The organism is Rhodoferax sp. (genome assembly GCF_018780565.1).
Taxonomy (GTDB): Bacteria; Pseudomonadota; Gammaproteobacteria; order Burkholderiales; family Burkholderiaceae_C; genus Rhodoferax.
Genome location: NZ_JADMJN010000005.1, coordinates 271,531 through 291,287 on the forward strand (window position 1 = coordinate 271,531; position 19,757 = coordinate 291,287).

Here is a 19,757-nt window from a genome sequence, read left to right on the forward strand (position 1 = left end):
TTGTGGAGGCATTTATGGCTGACATCATTCTTCATCACTTCGAGAGCTCGCCGTTTTCCGAAAAAGTGCGACTGATTCTGGGGTACAAAAACCTGGCATGGAAATCGGTTCTCATTCCGTCCCTGATGCCCAAGCCAGATGTGGTGGCGCTTACCGGGGGATACCGCAAGACGCCATTCATGCAGATTGGTGCCGATGTTTATTGCGACACTGCTTTGATCTGCGATGTACTGGAGCACCGTCAGCCTGCTCCCGCCTTGTACCCTGAAGGTATCAAGGGCATTGCACGCATCACGGCCCAATGGGCCGATACGACCCTGTTCTGGGCCTCGATGGCCTACAACCTCAGCCCCAAGGGCGTTGCCTACATGTTTGCGGATGCACCGCCAGAGGCTGCCAAAGCCTTTGCCGAGGACCGGGGCAAGATGTCGGCTGGTATGACCCGGCTGCGCTCGGGGGATGCTGCTGCGGCCTACAAGAGTTATTTGCGCCGTCTGGCCAATATGCTTGAGAGCAATACCTTCTTGCTGGGTGCCGCGCCCACCGTGGCAGACTTTGCCGCCTACCATCCCCTGTGGTACTCCCGGGTGCGGGTGCCGGTGATGGCGGGTATTCTGGATGCGACACCCGGTGTGCTGGCCTGGATGGACCGCATGGCGGCGCTTGGGCATGGTCGCATGGAAAAATTCAGCTCGGCAGAGGCCATTGCCCTGGCTGCGACGTCGACACCGCTCTCCGTGGCGGATGAATCCTTTCAGGACGAACACGGCATTCCATTGGGAAGTCGTGTCACCGTGGCGGCTGAGACCTTCGGCCCGGAAACGACCGAAGGCGAACTCGTCGCCGCCACGCGCATGCATTACACATTGCGCCGCATTGATGAACGCGCAGGAACAGTGCACGTTCATTTCCCCCGTATTGGATATGTTTTGAAAAAAGCCGAAGCCTGAGTTCACGGCCCGGTCACTTAGAGGAAAACTATGATCACGAATTTCAAAGGTAAAACAGCTGTCCTCACTGGAGCAGGTTCAGGCTTTGGCCTGGAGTGTGCACGGATTGGTGCCAAGCTGGGCATGAACCTGGTGCTTGCGGATGTGCAGCAGGATGCGCTGGACAAGGCTGCGGCCGAGATGCAGGCCGCCGGCGCTCAGGTGCTGGCGTTCAAACTCGACGTTTCCAAGGCCAGTGAAGTAGAGGCTTTGGGCCGTGCTGTGCAAGAGCGTTTCGGTGCGCCTCACTTTGTCTTCAACAATGCAGGGGTTGGGGCAGGGGGCCTGATCTGGGAGAGTACTGCCAAGGACTGGGAATGGGTGATTGGTGTGAACCTGATGGGCGTGGCCCACGGTCTGCGCGTCTTCACGCCGATGATGCTCGAAGCAGCCAAAAAAGACCCGGCCTACCAAGGCCATATTGTGAACACGGCCAGCATGGCTGGTTTGCTCAATGCCCCCAATATGGGCATTTACAACGCCAGCAAACACGCTGTGGTGAGTATGAGTGAAACGCTGTACCAGGACTTGGCTTTGGTCACAGATCAGATCAGTGCGTCGGTTTTGTGTCCCTTCTTCGTGTCGACCGGTATCAGCCAGAGTCACCGAAATCGTCCGGCAGATGCGGTGGCAGAGAAGCCGACCCGAAGCCAACTTATCGGACAGGCCATGAGCGACAAGGCTGTGGGTTCGGGCAAGGTCAGCGCGGCCGATGTCGCACAAAAAGTGTTTGATGCGATAGCTGCGAACCAGTTCTACATCTACAGCCATCCCAAATCCATCGGCTCCGTACAGGTCCGACTGGAAGACATCATGCAGGCACGCAATCCAACCGACCCGTTTTCCCACAAGCCGGAACTCGGCGTGGAATTGAAGCGGGCCCTCCGCGCGGATTAGACATCCGAAAAAAAGGCCGCTGCCTGGATGTCAGGTAGCGGCCTTTTTGTTTTTTTTGGGGGCGTTTCAATGCACGTTGATGCTGCGTACTTCGGGAAACAGATCCACTTGTGCCAGCATAGGGTCTGACTTTCCAATGAGTTCAACATACTGGGCCAGTTCTGCATCCTGAATAAAGCTGGCCGAAGATTCTGCTGATAAAAGTTTGTCCGGGTGTTGAGGCCGGGCGACCGCAAAACCTTGCACATAGTCGACGCCAATTTCGGTCAGAGTCTGCACCGTGGCGTTGTCTTCCGCCCATTCGGCAATGACCTTCATGCCCAGGTTTTTCGCCAGGTTGACGATAGCCTCAACGATGGCGATATTGGCAGGGTGCTTGTTCATGTTGATGATGAAACTGCCATCGATCTTGAGCAAATCCGCAGTGAACTCTTTCAGGTAAGAGAACGATGTATAACCTGCGCCAAAATCGTCAAGGGCCACCTTGGCACCGTAGCCGCGAACTTTGTCGACAAAGCGCCGTGTGTTCTCAAGATCGTGCAAGGCCACACTTTCGGTGATTTCAAGGCATAACTGTCCGGCTACGTGCAGGTTCTGCTCAAGCAGTGCATACACATCCTGCAGGAATTGCTCGTCGTTCAACGAAGCTCCGCTCAGGTTCATGCAAATGAATTTCGTATGTTTCATCTGCGTATAGTTTTCATTGAGCCACGCCAGCGTTGTTGAAAGCACCCAGCGGTCAATCATGCCCATGCGGCCGCTGCTTTCGCCTGCGCCAATCAGCCGATCTGTGGGCACTACCTGACCCTCAGCGTTGCGCATGCGCAGCAACACTTCAAAGTTCAGTGACTCATGTGGCGCCGTCAACGACATGATCGGCTGCATTTCCAGGTACAGGCCGTCGGTGGCGTTACTGGTTGAGAGCAGGGCAATCAACTTCAATTCATCTTCATGACGCTGAAACGCGACTGCGTAACGCTCATACACCACCAGACCGGCGCTATTGCCCGCTTTGGCTTCGCGGCAGGCGCGATCGGCGCTGGACATGGCGTCATTGAATTTCATGGTTGCGCTGACTTCGACAAGCCCGATGGAGCCGCGTACATAAAATGCTTTGTCTCCAACGCGGTAAGGCCGGGTGCCAATGCTGTCGATGATGCCGCGACACATGAGTCGGGCGAGCGAAATGCGCGTGTCCGGAAACACGATGACAAATTCATCACCGCCCACACGGCCCAATTGGATATCACGTGAAAGCATGTCAGCGATGCGTTTGCAAACCTGTTGCAGGACTTCGTCGCCGGCACCATGGCCATACAAGTCATTGATCAGCTTGAATCGATCGAGATCCAGATAGGCCAATGCCAGGACCTTGTCTTCAGTCAGCGTTGCGATGGCGTGATTGAGCGCCTTCTCGATCCCCCGGCGGTTCAGTACTTTCGTCAGTGAATCATGGTTGGCCAGGAAGTGCAGGTTTTCTGTGGCACGGGATTTTTCAGTGACATCCTGCAAGGAGCCCTCAATCTTGTCACGCGCCAGGGTTGCCTTGACCAAAAAGCGCTTCGAGAAGCGGACTGAGCCATTGGAGGCAAGGGTTTGCGTACTCTTGACCTCCATTTCATCGCCTTCGTTTCGGTGCACCATCTGGTGCAGTTGGGTCCATGCACCTTCGGTGAAATACTGCTGCCAGCCATTGCCCCCGCCGCTCAGAACGTTCGGTCCCAGCATCGCCAGCAAGGCTGGATTGGCACTCATGAATCGCCCATGGAGGTCAAGGGTGAAAAGCCCGATCGGCATGGCCTCATAGGTATGCGCCAATTCAGCTTGAACTTCCAGCCGCTGCTCATGCTCTTGGCGCATCTGTTCTGCAATCGCCAAGGCGGCAAGCAGGCTGGACGACAGGGCGGCGGTGACGCTGTTGACCGAACCAATCAAGCCTTTGATGCCCAGGGCGGCTGCGATGACCTCGTAAAGGCTTGCCGCTACCGTGATGCTCACGGATGCTGCGTACCACACGGCCACACGGGAGCGGGTTTCCAGCAAAATTTTCGTCAAGAAGTACGCAAGGATTGCGGTCATCAAGCCAGTCGATGCCCACAGGAAGGGCAGGAAGGAGCGGTAGGGCATCAAAATGGACATGGCCAGCACAGGCAGGCATGTCCATTGCACTATTTTCAGTGGCAATGTTGAACTCAGCTTCTTCAAGTCGTCGCGGAACAGCACCGTGAACAGTGTCATTGACAACACGTAGTAAGTGCCAAATGTGATTGACCGAAGTCGCGTCACAAGTTCTTGAGGTACCGTGTTGCCCAGCCATTGGGAATCCCATCCCGCAGAGAGCGCCGCCATTCGCAGGTTGAGTACCAGCCAGGCTGCGAACAAGATGTACAGACCGCTTCGATTGATCAAGGCGGTGATGAGGACGAACAGGGCCAACACCAGGATGCCTCCGTCAAGCAACCCTGATTTCCGATGAAACTCCTGATTGGACAGTGCCAGGTTGGCCGACTCCCAACCCATTGCGGTAAGCCGCGCAGGGCCAATCGAACTGATGCGACAAATGACTTGACCGCCTTTGAGGGAGGGAGCGAGTTCCAGCGCGAAGCCGGCCTTGACCGATGAAATGCCCCCGGTGGCAGTCTGACGGTTGCCGTTACCCAGACTGTTCATTGTCTGGGCATCCCAACATGCCATCTCAACCGTGTGGCGGGAGGGAAACTCCGCCATCATGGGAACACTCTCAACGTCTTTCGGCACGGCGAACATGAACCAGAACGGGGATTCCGATAGCTGGGTGTCGTGGTAGGCGCTTGGCTCCCGGGCGGTCAGTTGAAGCGATGCCAGTTGCGGATCCATCAGCGCATCCGTCTGTTTGAGGACCCGAATGTCCAACTGCTGGGGTGCCGGGATGGGGTACTGGGCTTTCCATACAAAAAGCGCCACCACAGAGAGCAATCCAATAACAATCGGTAGTGCGTACGTCGAAATCACGTACAAAAGCTTGTCCAGCCCGTAAGTGAGTCGACCAAGCCTGTATCGGAAAAGATTGAATTGTTCGAGCATGGCGTTCATTGCTCCGGTTGGGATGGCTTGGCCTGACGCGGGCTGTGCGTCATCATCCCCCCCCTGACAAGGGGGATGCCCATAAAGCCATGCGCTTTTCCGTACAAATTTTTCTTCCAACAACCCATATAAGTCTTTGTGCCACGCCTTAAAACGTGTGGCGAAGAACAGACGTTACACCTGAGTGGGTTGATCGGCAAGAAATTTCAAAATGTAACGTTATTAAAAAACAACATATAAATCATTGGGTTGCCGTAAAAATGTCATGTAACACTTCCGATTTACGGCTTAAATTGCCGCGATTCTGGCGACAACAGGATGCCTAAATAGTCAGCAAATCAGGCGCATGAAAGCCCGGAAATGAGAATGCGTGTCAAGCCCTTCGGGCCTCGCTTATCACATGGGCAGTGTCGCGCCATGCGAAGGAAATGCCGGCATTCCCATGGACGGGGCCTGGCGCCTGTACTGGCCACCGATTTTGATGTCCGGATGATGCGTACGGAATGCAAAGTCAAACAGCGGGTGCTTGGCTGCATGCCAACGATCTTCTGCCGTATCAACGCTCGAAGTCATGACCCGGTGAGGTATGTCGCCGACGTGATGAAGAGGAATGAACCCTTTGCCGGGAAATACATCTTCATACAGCAGCCGTTCATACTGCCGGTCAATCGGCGCGCGACCGGTGATCACCATCCATTCAATGCCGATATGCTGGCAATAAAGATAGAACGCCTTGAACAGCACGGTTGTGACGAGCCGCCCACCCGTGGTGCCCGTCACGCCCAGACGCGATGCCTCGGCCAGCCTGCAGGTTCTGAGCCAGTCCGGCAAAACCACCGATTCCTCCACGCTGAGCGGTTTGAACTGGTTGGTCTGAATCCGCATGGAGCCTAGCGGCGAGCCGTCCAGCTTGGATTCCGCCAGCAGGACAACCGCGCCTTGCTCGGTGTCATCCGCCTCGGGTCGTTTGAGGGTTTCTGCGAACTCAGGCAAATGACGTGAATAGGCCGCGTGCCGTATTTGCACGGCTTTGCCCATGGCTTCATCGTCGCTCACGATGCGCACAGTGAAGGGCAGCAATTCTTCGGCCATGATGGGGCGAGGGGAGACATCCACCCGGGGTGACAATGTCTCTATGCGGTGAGGCCTGAAGGTGGCGGAATTGGCTTGGTCAATCATTTGGATACTCCTGGCTGGAAGGATTGGCAGGCCGATTCAATGGCCATGTCTTGTCCTTCGCTTGCGTTGAATACCAATGTAGATGCGACTGTGAAAAAGTTGTGTCGGCACCTGGATAAAGGCTGTGTCAGGTTTTTTCCTACACGCCGCTGGGGGTTGTGGGCCCCGCCTGTGGCACACTCGCGGCCTTTGTTTCAAGTTTTAGCCAGCGCAAGGCTGGTGGTTCTTACAGTCATGCAGAAAATCATCGCGCAAATCGCGCAGGAACTCCGGGTTCAGACCAAACAGGTGCAGGCAGCCGTCGAGTTGCTTGACGGCGGGGCCACCGTGCCCTTTATCGCCCGTTACCGCAAAGAGGTGACCGATGGGCTGGACGACATCCAGCTTCGCGAGCTCGAAGCACGCTTGAGCTACTTGCGCGAGCTGCGTGACCGCCTGCAGTCTGTCATCAAGAATATCGAGGAACAGGGCAAGATGACGCCCTCATTGCTGGCCGCTCTCGTGTCGGCCGCCACCAAGCAGGAGCTGGAAGACCTCTATCTGCCCTTTAAGCTGAAGCGGCGCACCAAGGGTCAGCTGGCGCGGGAAGCCGGACTGGAGCCGTTGGCCGATGCCTTGTTTGCCAATCCGTTGCTGGTGCCGGCTGACGAGGCGCTGGCCTATGTCATTCCCATGCGGCCCGTGGTGGAGGGCGAGGACAAGCAGCCCGACTTTTCGACCGTGCAGGCGGTACTGGACGGCGTTCGCGATCTTTTGAGTGAGCGTTGGGCTGAAAACCCGGCCCTGGTGCAGGACTTGCGGGAATGGCTGTGGCAAGAGGGGCTGTTTCGAAGCCAGTTGATGGACGGCAAGGATGAAAACAACGCCGATGTGGCCAAGTTTCGGGACTATTTTGACTATGACGAGCCGATTGGCCGTGTACCTTCGCACCGCGCGCTGGCCGTTTTCCGCGGGCGTGGTCTGGAAATTCTTGATGCCAAGCTCGTGCTTCCAGAGCCAAATCAACCGTCGGCCTCCGCGCCTTCTGGGCAGGTTGCTATTAAAAAAGTAGCGAGTCCGGTGGTGTCGCTGGCGGAGGGGCGTATTGCACTGCGTTTGGGCTGGAGTCACAAGGCGCGTCCGGCCGATGATCTGATCCGCAAATGTGTGGCCTGGACCTGGCGTGTCAAGCTGAGCCTGTCCACCGAGCGCGATTTGTTTACCCGCTTGCGTGAGGAGGCCGAGAAAGTCGCGATCAAGGTGTTTTCCGACAATTTGCGTGATTTGCTGCTGGCCGCGCCGGCCGGTCCGCGCGTGGTGCTGGGGCTCGACCCCGGCATCCGCACCGGTGTGAAGGTCGCCGTGGTGGATGCCACGGGCAAGCTGGTGGATACGTCTACGGTTTTCCCGCATGAACCGCGCAAGGACTGGGAAGGTTCCCTGCACACCTTGGGCAAGCTGTGTGAAAAACATGGTGTGAATCTGATCGCTATCGGCAACGGTACGGCCAGCCGTGAGACTGACAAACTGGCGGCGGACTTGATCAAGCTCATGGCCAAGGCCTCGGACCGGCTGATTGAGAAAGTGGTGGTCAGTGAAGCGGGGGCATCGGTCTATTCCGCCAGCGAATTTGCCTCGCAGGAAATGCCCGATGTGGATGTGAGCCTGCGCGGGGCGGCCAGCATTGCCCGGCGTCTGCAGGACCCTCTGGCCGAGCTGGTCAAGATCGATCCCAAATCGATCGGGGTGGGGCAATATCAGCACGATGTCAACCAGAGCGAGCTGGCCAAGACGCTGGAGGCTGTGGTGGAGGACTGCGTGAACGCGGTGGGCGTGGACCTCAATACCGCCAGCGTGCCGCTGCTCTCGCGTGTGTCTGGCCTGAGCGCCAGTGTGGCCAAGGCGGTGGTGCGCTGGCGCGAAGCCAACGGCGCTTTTGCCAACCGCCAGCAGTTGATGCAGGTTACCGGACTGGGTGCCAAGACTTTCGAGCAAAGCGCCGGCTTCTTGCGCATTCGGGGTGGAGACAACCCGCTGGACATGACCGGCGTGCATCCGGAGACCTATCCGGTGGTGGAAAAAATCATGATCCACACCGCCAAGCCCGTGGCCGAATTGATGGGCCGTGCCGACATGCTCAAGACGCTGCGGCCTGAGCTGTTTGCCAACGAGCAGTTTGGCGTGATTACCGTCAAGGACATTCTGGGTGAGCTGGAAAAGCCGGGCCGTGACCCGCGCCCTGATTTCAAGGTGGCGCGCTTCAATGATGGCGTGGACGATATCAAGGATCTGAAAGAAGGCATGGTGCTCGAAGGCACCGTGAGCAACGTGGCCGCGTTTGGTGCCTTCGTCGATCTGGGTGTGCACCAGGATGGCCTGGTGCATGTGAGCCAGCTGAGCCACAAGTTTGTGACCGATGCGCGGGAGATCGTCAAGACCGGTGACATCGTCAAGGTGCAGGTCGTCGAGGTCGATGTGGCACGCAAACGCATTGCGCTGACCATGAAGCTGGGTGCGGCACCCGGCCGACGCGACAACGCAGGCGACAACCGGTTCCAGGGTGCCACCAACAACCAGCGGGGCAGGGCGGGCGGCTTCGGTGGCGCACCACCTTCGGCCAGTCCGCAATCGACCGCGATGTCGTCGGCCTTTGCCAAGCTCAAGGGGCTTGGTAGCTGACACTGCCGCTGGTACATAATGAGACGCTCAGGTTCATCAATCAATGGAGTCATGTTGTCATGGAACTGAATGCCCTGCTGGCGTCACAGTTCGTCCTGCCCAGCATCCCCAAAGTGGTCGCGCTCTTGCTCAGCGAGCTTGAGCGTGACGAACCGGATCTCCAGAAGGTCACCCAGCTCATCAGCACCGACCCGGCCTTGACCACGCGTTTGCTGCAAACCGCCAATGCCAGTTTCTTCAAGCTCTCGGGCAAGGTCAACAGTGCCTCCGAGGCCATTGCCATTTTGGGTCTGCCCCACATCCGCGCCATGGCCTCTGCGGCGGCTTCGGCGGCGTCGCTCAAAGCGGTGCCGGGCATCAATCTTCAGCAGTTCTGGGCCTACAGCCTCAATGTTGCCAAGCTGGCGCGGTCGCTGGCGGGCGTCGTTCGGCAAAACCAGGGGGCTGCCTTTACCTGCGGTCTGATCCATGCGGTGGGCGAGTTGGTCATGCACGTCGGCATGCCGACGGAAATTGCACAGCTGGACAGAGAAGTGGCGCCACTTGATCTCAGGCGGGCCAAGGCGGAGGTGCGGCACTTTGGGTATTGCTATGCCCAGGTGGGGGGGGGCTTAGCCCGCAACTGGCAGTTCCCGCAACCGATGGTGGACGCGCTGGAACACCAGTACGCGCCGTTTGACAATGATGTGTACGAACCTTTGGCCGGTGTCATTCATTTGGCCACCTGGCGGGCCCGTGCCAAAGAGGCGGGGCTCTCCGACAAGGCTTTGGCGGTCAGCTTCCCCGGTTCGGTTGGCGAGGTGCTGGGCCTGGACATTGACATGGTGTTGCAGCAGGACCCCATCGACTGGTCCCTCCAGACGCCAGGCCGCAACTTGATGTAGTGGCGGTACATGCGTGCCTTACGCATTTATGCGGGCCCACGGGCCAGAAAACACATTGAAAAGAACGGTCTGGGCGCCAGCGATATCTGCACCGTTCCCGGCGCTGCAGGCGGCCCCAAAGGCTTGATTCTCGGGCCCTTGGACCGTTTCATTTTTGGTCGCTGGCTGAGCCAGACCCCGCAGCCGGTTGATCTGGTGGGTGCATCCATCGGCGCGTGGCGCATGGCCACGGCCTGCCTGAATGATCCGGTGGTGGCGTTTGAACGGCTGGAGCACGATTACATTCGCCAGCACTATGAATTGCAGCCCGGTGAAAAGCGCCCGCCTGCGCAGCGGATCAGTGAACTGTTTGGACAGAACCTGCAAGCTTTTTATGGGGGGCGGGTGAACGAGGTGCTGAGCCATCCCCGCTACAAACTGCACATCGTGACCGCACGTGGGCGCCATATCCTGGGGCGCGAAGGTAGCTGGCGTACGCCGCTGGGCTATTTCGGGGCTTTTGTGACCAACACCGTGCATCGCAAGGCAATGGGCGCGTGGCTGGAGCGCGTGGTGTTTTCCAGCGGCCATGCGCCGCTGCCGTTTGCCACGGGTGACTACCGCACCCGCCAGGTGGCGCTGAGCGAAGCCAATTTCCAGGCTGCCCTGCAGGCCAGCTGCTCCATCCCCTTCGTGCTGCAGGCGGTTCACAACATACCAGGCGCACCCCCTGGCGCTTACTGGGACGGCGGCATTACCGACTACCACCTGCATCTGAATTACGCTGCAGCACCAGGTGCTACTAAAAATGTAGCTGATGACGTATATGCCACGAAGGCTGATGGCCCAAATGGCTTGGTTCTGTATCCGCATTTCCAAAAAGAAGTGGTGCCGGGCTGGCTGGACAAGACCCTGAGGTGGCGCCATAAAGCCACCTCATTTCTGGACAACATGGTGCTGCTGGCCCCTGACCCGGACTGGGTCAAAACCTTGCCCCATGGCAAGCTGCCGGACCGCACCGATTTCACCCACTATGGGCAGGACCTGGCCGGGCGCGTCAAGGCCTGGCAAACCGCGACCCGTGCCAGTGTCCAGATCGCTGACGAGTTCGAGGCCTGGCTGCAGAAACCTGACTTGGGGCAGGTGCGGGTGCTTTAGGGATGGGGCGGCGGGTTAGCATCCAGCGCATGCAAAACGAACCGTACAGCAGCGAAGGAAAGGCCCGGCTCATTTTTCCGGCCTTGCTGGGCCTTGTGGCTGGCACCGCGTTGCAGTTGCAGCAGACAGCACTTTATTCATCCTGGATTTCTGCATGTCTTGTGCTCATGGCTTTGATCTTATGGGCATTGGCTGCTTCGAAATCCATCGCAATTTCATGGCGGATCGGCCTGGCTGCGCTGGCCCTGGGCCTGCTGGGCTTTGGCGCGACAGGGTGGCGTGCGTCGACCTTCCTCGCTGACGCGTTGGATAGCGGGCTTGAGGGGCGCGATGTGGTGGTCACGGGCGTGGTCGCAGCCATGCCGCAGCGCAATGAGTCCGGCCTGCGTTTCCGGCTGGATGTGGAGTCGGCACAACTCGCGGATCGACCCACCCGGCTGCCTCCCCGCATTGACCTGGGCTGGTATTCGGGAGTTTGGGGTGGTGGTGCCGGCGTGGCTGCAGAGCTGCAGCGCCAGCCTGCCGCCATCCAGGCGGGTGAGCGCTGGCGCTTGACGGTGCGTTTGAAAGCGCCACATGGTGCGCGCAACCCGCATGGATTTGACTACGAGTTGTTTCTGTGGGAACAGGGCCTGCAAGCCACCGGTTATGTGCGCGCCGGTCCCAAAGACCCCGCGCCGCAGCGGCTGGCACAAACTGGATGGCATGGGGTCGAGCGGGCACGCCAGCACTTGCGCGATCTGATTTTCGAGCGGGTCAGCGAGCGCAAGTACGCCGGCCTGATCGCCGCCCTGGTGGTGGGCGACCAAAACGCCATTGACCGAGCCGACTGGGATATTTTCCGTGCCACTGGCGTGGCGCATCTCATGTCGATATCGGGCTTGCACATCACCATGTTCGCCTGGGCTGCCGCGCTTCTGGTGGGCTGGCTTTGGCGTCGCTCCGAGTGGCTTTGCCTTTGGGTTGCAGCACCTAGTGCGGCATTGGTGGGGGGTGCGTTGCTGGCGACGGCCTATGCGCTGTTCAGTGGCTGGGGTGTTCCTGCGCAGCGCACGGTGCTGATGCTGGCCACCATGGGGCTCTTGCGCTTGTCGGGCAAGCGCTGGCCCTGGCCGCATGTCTGGCTGCTGGCCTGTGCGGTGGTGGTGGCAGTGGACCCCTGGGCGCTGCTGCAAGCCGGGTTCTGGCTGAGCTTTGTCGCTGTCGGGGTGCTATTTGCTACAGATTCAGGAGCGAAGAAAACAGATGCGACGGGGGCCAGAGGGCATATCTGTGCCATGTTCAGGGAGCAATGGGTGATTACACTGGCCTTGACGCCGCTGACCCTGCTGCTGTTTGGCCAGGTGTCTGTGGTGGGCCTGGTGGCCAACGCACTGGCCATTCCATGGGTGACGCTGGTCATCACCCCACTGGCCATGCTGGGCGCGCTTGCGCCACCGCTGTGGGACCTGGCTGCGCTGGCTATGGCCGCACTGGCCAGCTACCTGCAGTTTTTGGCCGCCTTGCCATTCGCCACCGTCTCCGTCGCCCAGGCCCCCGTGTGGGCGGGCGCCTTTGCGGTACTGGGTGGCATTGTGTTGGCCATGCAATTGCCCTGGCGTCTGCGGCTGACGGGCTTGCCCCTGATGCTGCCGATCTTGCTGTGGCAAGCACCGCGCCCGATGGATGGACAGTTCGAGTTGCTGGCGGCTGACATCGGGCAGGGCAACGCCGTGATTGTGCGCACCGCCACCCACGCACTGGTGTATGACACCGGGCCGCGTTTCAGCCGTGAAAGTGATGCCGGGCACCGTGTGCTGGTGCCGCTGCTGCGTGCGTTGGACCTTTCCGTGGACAGGTTGGTGCTCAGTCACCGGGACATGGACCATGTGGGTGGCGCGCTGGCAGTGCTGGCGATGCAGTCCAAGGCAGAGTTGCTGAGTTCGATGGAGGACGAGCATGAACTCCAGAGCGTGCGCAAGGCAACCCGCTGCATCGCAGGGCAGCACTGGCGCTGGGATGGCGTCGATTTTGAAGTGCTGCATCCGCTTGCGGCTGATTACGACGCCGGCAACAAGTCCAACGCCATGAGTTGCACCCTGCGGATTTCCAACGGCACATCCTCAGCCCTTCTGGCCGGCGACATTGAGCGCCCACAAGAAGATCTGTTGGTGGCGCGGGAGGGCAACTTGAAGTCGGATCTGCTTTTGGTGCCGCACCACGGCAGCAAAACTTCCAGCAGCGCGGCTTTTCTGGATGCTGTGCAGCCGCAGATCGCGCTGGTGCAATCGGGCTATCGCAACCGTTACGGCCACCCGGCAGAACCCGTTTTGGTGCGTTACGCCGAGAGACAGATACAAATTGTTGATTCGCCCCACTGTGGTGCGGCAACATGGCAGTCAACACGGCCCAAAGATGTTCAATGCCAGAGAACGGTGTCTTTGCGCTACTGGCATCACCGCCCACCCTGAAACGTGCAGTAAGCCCAGGTTGGCGCAAAGCTTGCTAAGCTGTGTGTAACAGGAGAGAAATCCTTTATGCGGAAATTCGACGAGATGTACACCCAGTTGCCCTACGAGTTTTTTACTCATGGGGCGCAGATCCGTGATCACTACAAGATCTACGACGAATGGCTGGCCCGCCAACCTGGCGACACCATGGCCAAGCGGCGCGAAGAGGCCGAGATGATCTTTCGCCGTGTCGGCATCACCTTTGCTGTGTATGGTGACAAGGACGAAGACGGCGCCGGCAACGAGCGGCTGATTCCGTTTGACCTGATTCCCCGCATCATTGCGGCCCAAGAGTGGGCGCTGATGGAGCGCGGTCTGGTGCAGCGGGTGACGGCGCTCAACCGCTTCATCCATGATGTGTACCACGACCAGGAGATCATCAAGGCCGGTGTGGTGCCACGTGACCAGATTGAGAACAACGCGCAGTTCCGCCCTGAAATGATGGGCGTGGACGTGCCCAACAACATCTATTCGCACATTTCCGGCATCGACATTGTGCGCGCGTCCAACGCAGCGGGCGAGGGCGAATACTACGTGCTGGAGGACAACCTGCGGGTGCCCAGCGGCGTGAGCTACATGCTGGAAGACCGCAAGATGATGATGCGCCTCTTCCCCGAACTGTTCAATGCACACCGCGTGGCGCCCATCGCGCATTACCCTGACTTGCTGCTGGAAACCCTGCGCGCCAGCAGCCCCGCCACCACGGCGGAGCCTACCGTGGTGGTGCTGACGCCCGGCATGCACAACAGCGCTTATTTCGAGCATGCGTTTCTGGCGCAGCAAATGGGCGTTGAACTGGTGGAAGGGCAGGACCTGTTCGTCAAAGACAACTTTGTTTACATGCGTACCACGCGTGGACCCCGCCGGGTGGATGTGATCTACCGCCGGGTTGACGATGACTTTCTCGATCCCAAGGTGTTTCGTCCCACCTCAACACTGGGCTGTGCGGGTCTGCTCGATGTGTACCGCGCCGGTCATGTGAGCATCTGCAACGCGGTCGGCACCGGCGTGGCGGACGACAAGTCCATTTACCCCTATGTGCCCCGCATGATCGAGTTTTACCTTGGCGAAAAACCTATCCTCAACAACGTGCCAACCTACATGTGCCGCAACAAGGATGACCTGGCCTACACCCTGGCCAACCTCAAAGACCTGGTCGTGAAAGAAGTGCATGGGGCCGGTGGTTACGGCATGCTGGTGGGGCCGGCCGCCACAGCGGCAGAGATTGAGGATTTCCGCAAGGCGGTGCTGGCCAATCCGAGCGGCTACATCGCGCAGCCCACGCTGAGTTTGTCGAGTTGCCCCACCTTTGTGGAAAGCGGTATTGCCCCGCGCCATATCGATCTGCGGCCCTACGTGCTCAGCGGCAAGACCGTGCAAATGGTGCCCGGTGGACTGACGCGCGTGGCGCTCAAGGAGGGCTCGCTTGTCGTCAACTCTTCGCAGGGCGGCGGCACCAAAGATACCTGGATACTGGAGGTCTGAACCATGTTGTCACGCACTGCCGATCATTTGTTCTGGATGTCCCGCTATACCGAGCGGGCCGAAAACACCGCCCGCATGCTGGATGTGAACTACCAGACCTCCCTGCTGCCGCAGTCCGATGGCGTGGCTTTGATGGGCTGGCAGGGCCTGCTCAGCATCAGCGAACTCTTGCCCGCGTACACCGCATTGCACGGCGAAGTCACCGCGCGCGATGTGATGAACTTCATGGTGAAGGATGAGAGCAATCCCTCCAGCATCCTGTCTTGCCTGAGTGCCGCTCGCGAGAACGCGCGGGCGGTGCGAGGCACGCTCACCACCGAAGTCTGGGAGACACAAAACCAGACCTGGCTGGAGGTCAAGCGCATGATCAAGACCGGTGAGTTCGAACGCGATCCGGCGCAATTCTTTGAGTGGGTCAAGTTTCGTTCGCACCTGTCGCGTGGCGTCACCGTGGGCACCATGCTGATGGACGAGGCCTTGCACTTCATGCGCCTGGGCACTTTTCTGGAGAGAGCCGACAACACGGCGCGCCTGGTCGATGTGAAGTTCCATGCGGTGCAAAGCGATTTCTTTGGCATCGCCAACGAGAAAGACCAGGAATACGACTTCTACCACTGGAGCGCCATTTTGCGCAGTGTTTCGGGCTTTGAGGTGTATCGCAAGGTCTACCGCGACGTCATCAAACCCGAGCGCGTGGCCGAACTGCTGATCCTGCGCCCCGATATGCCGCGCTCCCTGCACGCCAGTCTGAACGAAGTCGTCAGCAACCTGGCCATGGTCGCCAACGACCAGTCCGGTGAAACCCACCGCAGGGCGGGAAAACTCTGCTCAGAGCTCAAATACGGCCGTATTGATGAAATTCTGGCGACCGGTTTGCACGCCTACCTCACCCAGTTTTTGGACCGGGTTAATGACTTGGGGGCGCACATCAGCCGAGATTTCCTGATTCCCTCCACCGCATGATGTCAAAGTGCTGAAAGTTTTTTCAGCATAATCCCTGTCAGGAGACGAACGCATGACAGTGGCAGACATCAATCGGGAACTCGAAATCGCCAGAACCCAGGGCCCAGTGCGTGACATCATCATCCCGCCGTGCCCGGAGCTGCTGGCCGAGTTGCGGCGCGAAGTCAGTCAGGGGGATCCTGACCCGGGTGTGATTGCCCAAATTGCCGGTGGCGATGTGGCCATGGCGGCCGCCTTGCTCCGCATTGCCAACAGCCCCTTGTATTCCCGTTCTCGCCCGGCGGCCACCGTGGCCGAGGCCGTGGCCATGCTGGGTGTTGGGCAGACGGTTTCGATATTGACCGGCTTTCTGACCCGCAACGCCATCCAGGTCAATTCACCGCTGCTGGAACACTTCTGGGAATCATCCACCCGCCGTTCACTGGCGATGGCTTACATTGCGCGCCAGCTCTACGGCGTGGACGCTGATGTGGCGCAAACCTGCGGCCTGTTTTGCCATGTAGGCATTCCGGTGATGATGCAAGGGGTCAAAGGCTACGCCGGCACACTGGCCGAAGCCATGGCGCGGCAGGACCGAACATTCACTCAGACTGAGAACGCTGCGCACCGTACCGACCACGCTGTGGTGGGTGCCATTGTTGCCAAGACCTGGCGTCTGCCGCCTGTGATCGCGATTGCGGTGCGTCTGCACCACGATTTCCCTGCCTTGCGCGATACAACGATTCCGGCCGATGTGCGCAATCTCGTCGCCATTGCCGCCATTGCCGAACACCTGGTCGGCATGCACGAAGGCGTGAAAGAACAAAAGGAATGGGAGCGCCATGGCGCTGAATGCCTGGCCTATCTGCAGATCAATGACCATGAAGTGGACAGCTGGGTTGACGCCTTGCATCCGGTTTTTGAGAGCGTGGCTTTGGTGTGATTTTGGAGCGACATTGATGGCCGCTGCGCCATCGCCGATCGCCAAAGCAGCAAGTGGGGGTGCTGTTCAGTTGGTCGACCCCAACGCAGCTTGGCATATCCAGTACAGTCTTGTCCATGCATGGCTGCACGGCTTTTCCGTGCGGGTGCCCGATGCCTGGAGTTCACCGCATGAATGATTCGTCCGTCTACACACCGCCTGACATCTGGACCTGGAACAAGGAGAGTGGCGGCCGGTTCGCAAGCATCAACCGACCGATCGCAGGACCGACCCATGACAAAGATCTGCCAGTGGGCCGGCATCCTTTGCAAATCTATTCGCTGGCCACGCCCAATGGCGTGAAGGTGACGGTGATGCTGGAAGAACTATTGGCGCTGGGTCATGGCGGTGCGCAATACGACGCCTGGTTGATTCGTATCAATGAGGGCGAGCAGTTCAGCAGTGGCTTTGTGGCGGCCAATCCGAATTCCAAGATCCCGGTGCTGGTGGACCGTAGCGGACCCACCCCGATCCGGGTGTTCGAGTCCGGCGCCATCCTGCTGTATCTGGCCGAGAATTTTGACGCCTTCTTGCCGAAAGACCGGGCAAAGCGCGCCGAATGCCTGTCGTGGTTGTTCTGGCAGATGGGCGCCGGCCCCTACCTTGGCGGGGGATTCGGCCACTTTTATGCCTATGCGCCGACAAAGATCGAGTATGCGATCGATCGGTTCGCCATGGAGGTCAAACGCCAGCTCGACGTGCTCGACCGGCGCTTGGCGGATAGCCCTTACCTGGCCGGGGATGATTACACGATTGCCGACATGGCGGTATGGCCTTGGTACGGCGCCCTGGCCAAGGGCCAGCTCTACGAAGCGGGCGAATTCCTGCAGGTTCAGGAGTACAAGAACATCCTGCGCTGGACCGACGAGATCGCCCAGCGTCCGGCCGTGAAACGTGGCCGCATGGTCAACCGCACCTGGGGCCAGCCCACCAGCCAGTTGCCCGAGCGACATGACGCCAGCGATTTTGAAACCAAGACCCAGGACAAGCTTCAGGCGTCAAGCTGAAACGACGTCGATTGATCGCTGGACATGCAATTCCCGATGCGGCGCACTAGCCGCCCTTCAGTCTGGAAATCACCAGATCAAGCAAGGCGTGCAGATCCTGGGTGACCTGCTTTCCCAACTGTTTCTCCAATTCGGCATAGGCACCCTGGATAGCAGGTGCCAGTTGGCTGGCAATTTCCCGGCCCTTGCCGGAGACTGACACCAGCACGCGCCGCTGGTCATGCGCCAGGCGCTCTCGGTGCACGAGTTCGAGAGCATCCATGCGCGCCAGGATACCGGCCAGGCTGGGGCTTGAGAGGCAGCAGATAGAGCCAATCTGCCGCGGCTCCAAAGGGCCATTTTCCAACAGGGCGCGAATGATGCGCCAATGCTGCTCCGTCAGTCCAGCCTCTGCAAGGATGGGTCTGAAACGCTCGAAAACCGCTTCACGGGCTTGCAGCATCAGCAAGGGCAGATTGCGCTGCCTCAGATGCATCTCTCGATTCTTCATGGCAAAGATAACGCCATTTTGAGATTGACCTTTTCACGTTGATGTTCGTAGAATACTAACATGTTAACGATTAAAAGTGACCGCAGGAACACCCACATGGCACCTGATGCTGGATTTCGTCCTTGTGGACTCTCCGGTACTGTGGTGGGCATCTTGTTGAACCATGCTCCTGCATTGCAGGCCCTTGACGCGGCGGCGCATTTGCTGCCCTACAACATGCCACCGGTGGCACCCGTGCTGTATATCAAGCCGCGCAACTGCCTGGCGGGCGACGGTGCCAAAGTGGCGGTTCCGGCAGATGCATCGGAACTGGAGATGGGCGCGACACTGGGCATTGTCATGGGTCGTACGACATGCCGGGTGACACCCGACGAAGCATTGGACTGTGTGGCTGGCTACACCATCGTGTGCGACATCAGCATTCCCCATGAGGTGTTTTACCGTCCGTCGGTCCGGCTCAAGGCGCGCGACGGGTTTTGCCCCATGGGTCCGACAGTAGTGTCGCGCGACAAGGTCGCGGCTCCAGACAATCTCGCCGTGCATATCTGGGTGGATGACGTGCTGGTGCAGAGCGCCCGCACCAGTGAGCGCATTCGCCCGGTCGCCCAATTGATTGCCGATGTGTCCGAGTTCATGACGCTCGCTGCGGGTGACGTGCTCATGCTGGGCGCCAGTGCACACGCACCCCGTGCCCGTGCAGGCCAGCAAATTCGGATTGCCATGGAAGGTCTCGGTGAATTGGGTTTCACGCTGGTGCCGGAGGGCTTGCTGTCATGAAACTCGCACGTGTTGCCTACTCGGGTGGTATTCACGAAGCCGTGCCCCATGCTGAAGGCTTGCGCCTGGCCGATGGGCGTGTGGTGAAGGAGTCCGAGGTTGTGTGGTTGCCCCCGTTTGAGGTGGGCACCATCATCGCGCTGGGTCTGAACTACGCCGACCATCTCAAGGAGTTGAGCAAAGAACTCACCGTCAGTGCCAAAGACGAGCCGCTGGTTTTTCTGAAAAGTCGTGGCTCACTCATTGGGCACCGTGGTCAAACGCGCCGCCCGGCCGGCGTGAGTTTCATGCATTACGAATGCGAACTGGCCGTGATCATTGGGAAGACCGCAAAGAATGTGAAGCGTGCGCAGGCCATGGACCACGTGGCCGGCTACACCGTCTGCAACGACTACGCCATCCGTGACTATCTGGAGAACTGGTACCGGCCCAACCTGCGCGTCAAAAACCGTGATGGTGCAACGGTGCTAGGTCCGTGGTTTGTTCCCGCATCGGAGCTTGCTGACCCGCACGCGCTCACCCTGCGCACCCTGGTCAATGGCCGGGTGACGCAACAGGGCAATACCTCGAACATGGTCAACGACATTCCAGCGCTGATCGAATACCTCAGTGGCTTCATGACACTTCAATCTGGCGATGTCATCCTGACCGGCACGCCCGAGGGCGTGGTCAATGTGAGCGAAGGGGACGAAGTCGTCACCGAAATTGAGGGCATAGGACGACTCGTCAATGACATCGTCGGCGATGCAGTCTTCGGCCGCTGATTTTTCAGAGAAAT

Annotated in this window: 16 protein-coding genes; 13 read left to right on the forward strand and 3 right to left on the reverse strand. The window is 59.1% G+C overall.

Annotated features, from left to right (window positions below; genetic code table 11):
* Positions 1-14 precede the first annotated feature (14 nt).
* The gene (locus IV109_RS08750; RefSeq protein WP_296694955.1) at positions 15-950 is read left to right on the forward strand and encodes a glutathione S-transferase family protein; all 936 of its coding nucleotides are present in this window, start codon (positions 15-17) and stop codon (positions 948-950) included.
* Positions 951-980: 30 nt separating this feature from the next.
* Positions 981-1,886: an SDR family oxidoreductase gene (locus IV109_RS08755; protein WP_296694956.1), complete on the forward strand. Its 906-nt coding sequence runs from the start codon at positions 981-983 to the stop codon at positions 1,884-1,886.
* A 66-nt stretch (positions 1,887-1,952) separates the two neighbouring features.
* Here IV109_RS08755 and IV109_RS08760 read toward each other — a convergent pair whose 3' ends face one another.
* On the reverse strand, positions 1,953-4,949 hold the full coding sequence (locus tag IV109_RS08760; RefSeq protein ID WP_296694959.1) for an EAL domain-containing protein: 2,997 nt from the start codon (positions 4,947-4,949) through the stop codon (positions 1,953-1,955).
* 396 nt (positions 4,950-5,345) lie between these two features.
* Complete coding sequence (locus tag IV109_RS08765; protein ID WP_296694960.1) at positions 5,346-6,128, reverse strand: hypothetical protein; 783 nt, start codon at positions 6,126-6,128, stop codon at positions 5,346-5,348.
* A 234-nt stretch (positions 6,129-6,362) separates the two neighbouring features.
* Between IV109_RS08765 and IV109_RS08770 the strand changes: the two genes are divergently transcribed.
* From IV109_RS08770 to yghU, 9 genes are all read left to right on the forward strand, one after another.
* Positions 6,363-8,786 carry a Tex family protein gene (locus IV109_RS08770; RefSeq protein ID WP_296694961.1) on the forward strand — a complete coding sequence of 808 codons (2,424 nt, stop codon included), beginning with the start codon at positions 6,363-6,365 and terminating at the stop codon, positions 8,784-8,786.
* 59 nt (positions 8,787-8,845) lie between these two features.
* Positions 8,846-9,670: an HDOD domain-containing protein gene (locus IV109_RS08775; RefSeq protein WP_296694962.1), complete on the forward strand. Its 825-nt coding sequence runs from the start codon at positions 8,846-8,848 to the stop codon at positions 9,668-9,670.
* Positions 9,671-9,679: 9 nt separating this feature from the next.
* Positions 9,680-10,807: a phospholipase gene (locus IV109_RS08780; RefSeq protein WP_296694964.1), complete on the forward strand. Its 1,128-nt coding sequence runs from the start codon at positions 9,680-9,682 to the stop codon at positions 10,805-10,807.
* Positions 10,808-10,836: 29 nt separating this feature from the next.
* Positions 10,837-13,257, forward strand: a complete 2,421-nt coding sequence (locus IV109_RS08785; RefSeq protein ID WP_296694966.1) for a DNA internalization-related competence protein ComEC/Rec2 — start codon at positions 10,837-10,839, stop codon at positions 13,255-13,257.
* Between the two features lie 66 nt (positions 13,258-13,323).
* Positions 13,324-14,781, forward strand: coding sequence for a circularly permuted type 2 ATP-grasp protein (locus IV109_RS08790; RefSeq protein WP_296694968.1), 1,458 nt, complete (start codon positions 13,324-13,326; stop codon positions 14,779-14,781).
* Positions 14,782-14,784: 3 nt separating this feature from the next.
* Positions 14,785-15,744, forward strand: a complete 960-nt coding sequence (locus IV109_RS08795; protein WP_296694970.1) for an alpha-E domain-containing protein — start codon at positions 14,785-14,787, stop codon at positions 15,742-15,744.
* Between the two features lie 52 nt (positions 15,745-15,796).
* Positions 15,797-16,666, forward strand: coding sequence for an HDOD domain-containing protein (locus IV109_RS08800; RefSeq protein WP_296694972.1), 870 nt, complete (start codon positions 15,797-15,799; stop codon positions 16,664-16,666).
* 16 nt (positions 16,667-16,682) lie between these two features.
* Positions 16,683-16,844: a hypothetical protein gene (locus IV109_RS08805; RefSeq protein ID WP_296694974.1), complete on the forward strand. Its 162-nt coding sequence runs from the start codon at positions 16,683-16,685 to the stop codon at positions 16,842-16,844.
* A complete protein-coding gene (yghU, locus tag IV109_RS08810; protein ID WP_296694976.1) occupies positions 16,837-17,712 on the forward strand; it encodes a glutathione-dependent disulfide-bond oxidoreductase in 876 nt (291 codons plus the stop codon). The genes IV109_RS08805 and yghU overlap by 8 nt, the downstream gene beginning before the upstream one ends.
* 46 nt (positions 17,713-17,758) lie before the next feature.
* On the opposite strand, the gene hpaR is transcribed toward yghU, so the two are convergent.
* Positions 17,759-18,202: a homoprotocatechuate degradation operon regulator HpaR gene (gene hpaR, locus IV109_RS08815; protein WP_296694978.1), complete on the reverse strand. Its 444-nt coding sequence runs from the start codon at positions 18,200-18,202 to the stop codon at positions 17,759-17,761.
* 96 nt (positions 18,203-18,298) lie between these two features.
* Here hpaR and IV109_RS08820 point away from each other — a divergent pair, with 96 nt between their 5' ends.
* Together IV109_RS08820 and IV109_RS08825 are read left to right on the forward strand one after the other, a co-directional pair.
* Positions 18,299-18,979, forward strand: coding sequence for a fumarylacetoacetate hydrolase family protein (locus IV109_RS08820; RefSeq protein ID WP_296694982.1), 681 nt, complete (start codon positions 18,299-18,301; stop codon positions 18,977-18,979).
* The gene (locus tag IV109_RS08825) at positions 18,976-19,743 is read left to right on the forward strand and encodes a fumarylacetoacetate hydrolase family protein (protein ID WP_296694984.1); all 768 of its coding nucleotides are present in this window, start codon (positions 18,976-18,978) and stop codon (positions 19,741-19,743) included. The genes IV109_RS08820 and IV109_RS08825 overlap by 4 nt, the downstream gene beginning before the upstream one ends.
* Positions 19,744-19,757 lie beyond the last annotated feature (14 nt).

Excerpts from the sequence above, each read along its gene's own strand:
- IV109_RS08750 (WP_296694955.1), top strand. The coding sequence starts at position 15 with ATGGCTGACATCATTCTTCATCACTTCGAGAGCTCGCCGTTTTCCGAA.
- IV109_RS08755 (WP_296694956.1), top strand. The coding sequence starts at position 981 with ATGATCACGAATTTCAAAGGTAAAACAGCTGTCCTCACTGGAGCAGGT.
- IV109_RS08760 (WP_296694959.1), bottom strand. The coding sequence starts at position 4,949 with ATGCTCGAACAATTCAATCTTTTCCGATACAGGCTTGGTCGACTCACT.
- IV109_RS08765 (WP_296694960.1), bottom strand. The coding sequence starts at position 6,128 with ATGATTGACCAAGCCAATTCCGCCACCTTCAGGCCTCACCGCATAGAG.
- IV109_RS08770 (WP_296694961.1), top strand. The coding sequence starts at position 6,363 with ATGCAGAAAATCATCGCGCAAATCGCGCAGGAACTCCGGGTTCAGACC.
- IV109_RS08775 (WP_296694962.1), top strand. The coding sequence starts at position 8,846 with ATGGAACTGAATGCCCTGCTGGCGTCACAGTTCGTCCTGCCCAGCATC.
- IV109_RS08780 (WP_296694964.1), top strand. The coding sequence starts at position 9,680 with ATGCGTGCCTTACGCATTTATGCGGGCCCACGGGCCAGAAAACACATT.
- IV109_RS08785 (WP_296694966.1), top strand. The coding sequence starts at position 10,837 with ATGCAAAACGAACCGTACAGCAGCGAAGGAAAGGCCCGGCTCATTTTT.
- IV109_RS08790 (WP_296694968.1), top strand. The coding sequence starts at position 13,324 with ATGCGGAAATTCGACGAGATGTACACCCAGTTGCCCTACGAGTTTTTT.
- IV109_RS08795 (WP_296694970.1), top strand. The coding sequence starts at position 14,785 with ATGTTGTCACGCACTGCCGATCATTTGTTCTGGATGTCCCGCTATACC.
- IV109_RS08800 (WP_296694972.1), top strand. The coding sequence starts at position 15,797 with ATGACAGTGGCAGACATCAATCGGGAACTCGAAATCGCCAGAACCCAG.
- IV109_RS08805 (WP_296694974.1), top strand. The coding sequence starts at position 16,683 with ATGGCCGCTGCGCCATCGCCGATCGCCAAAGCAGCAAGTGGGGGTGCT.
- yghU (WP_296694976.1), top strand. The coding sequence starts at position 16,837 with ATGAATGATTCGTCCGTCTACACACCGCCTGACATCTGGACCTGGAAC.
- hpaR (WP_296694978.1), bottom strand. The coding sequence starts at position 18,202 with ATGAAGAATCGAGAGATGCATCTGAGGCAGCGCAATCTGCCCTTGCTG.
- IV109_RS08820 (WP_296694982.1), top strand. The coding sequence starts at position 18,299 with ATGGCACCTGATGCTGGATTTCGTCCTTGTGGACTCTCCGGTACTGTG.
- IV109_RS08825 (WP_296694984.1), top strand. The coding sequence starts at position 18,976 with ATGAAACTCGCACGTGTTGCCTACTCGGGTGGTATTCACGAAGCCGTG.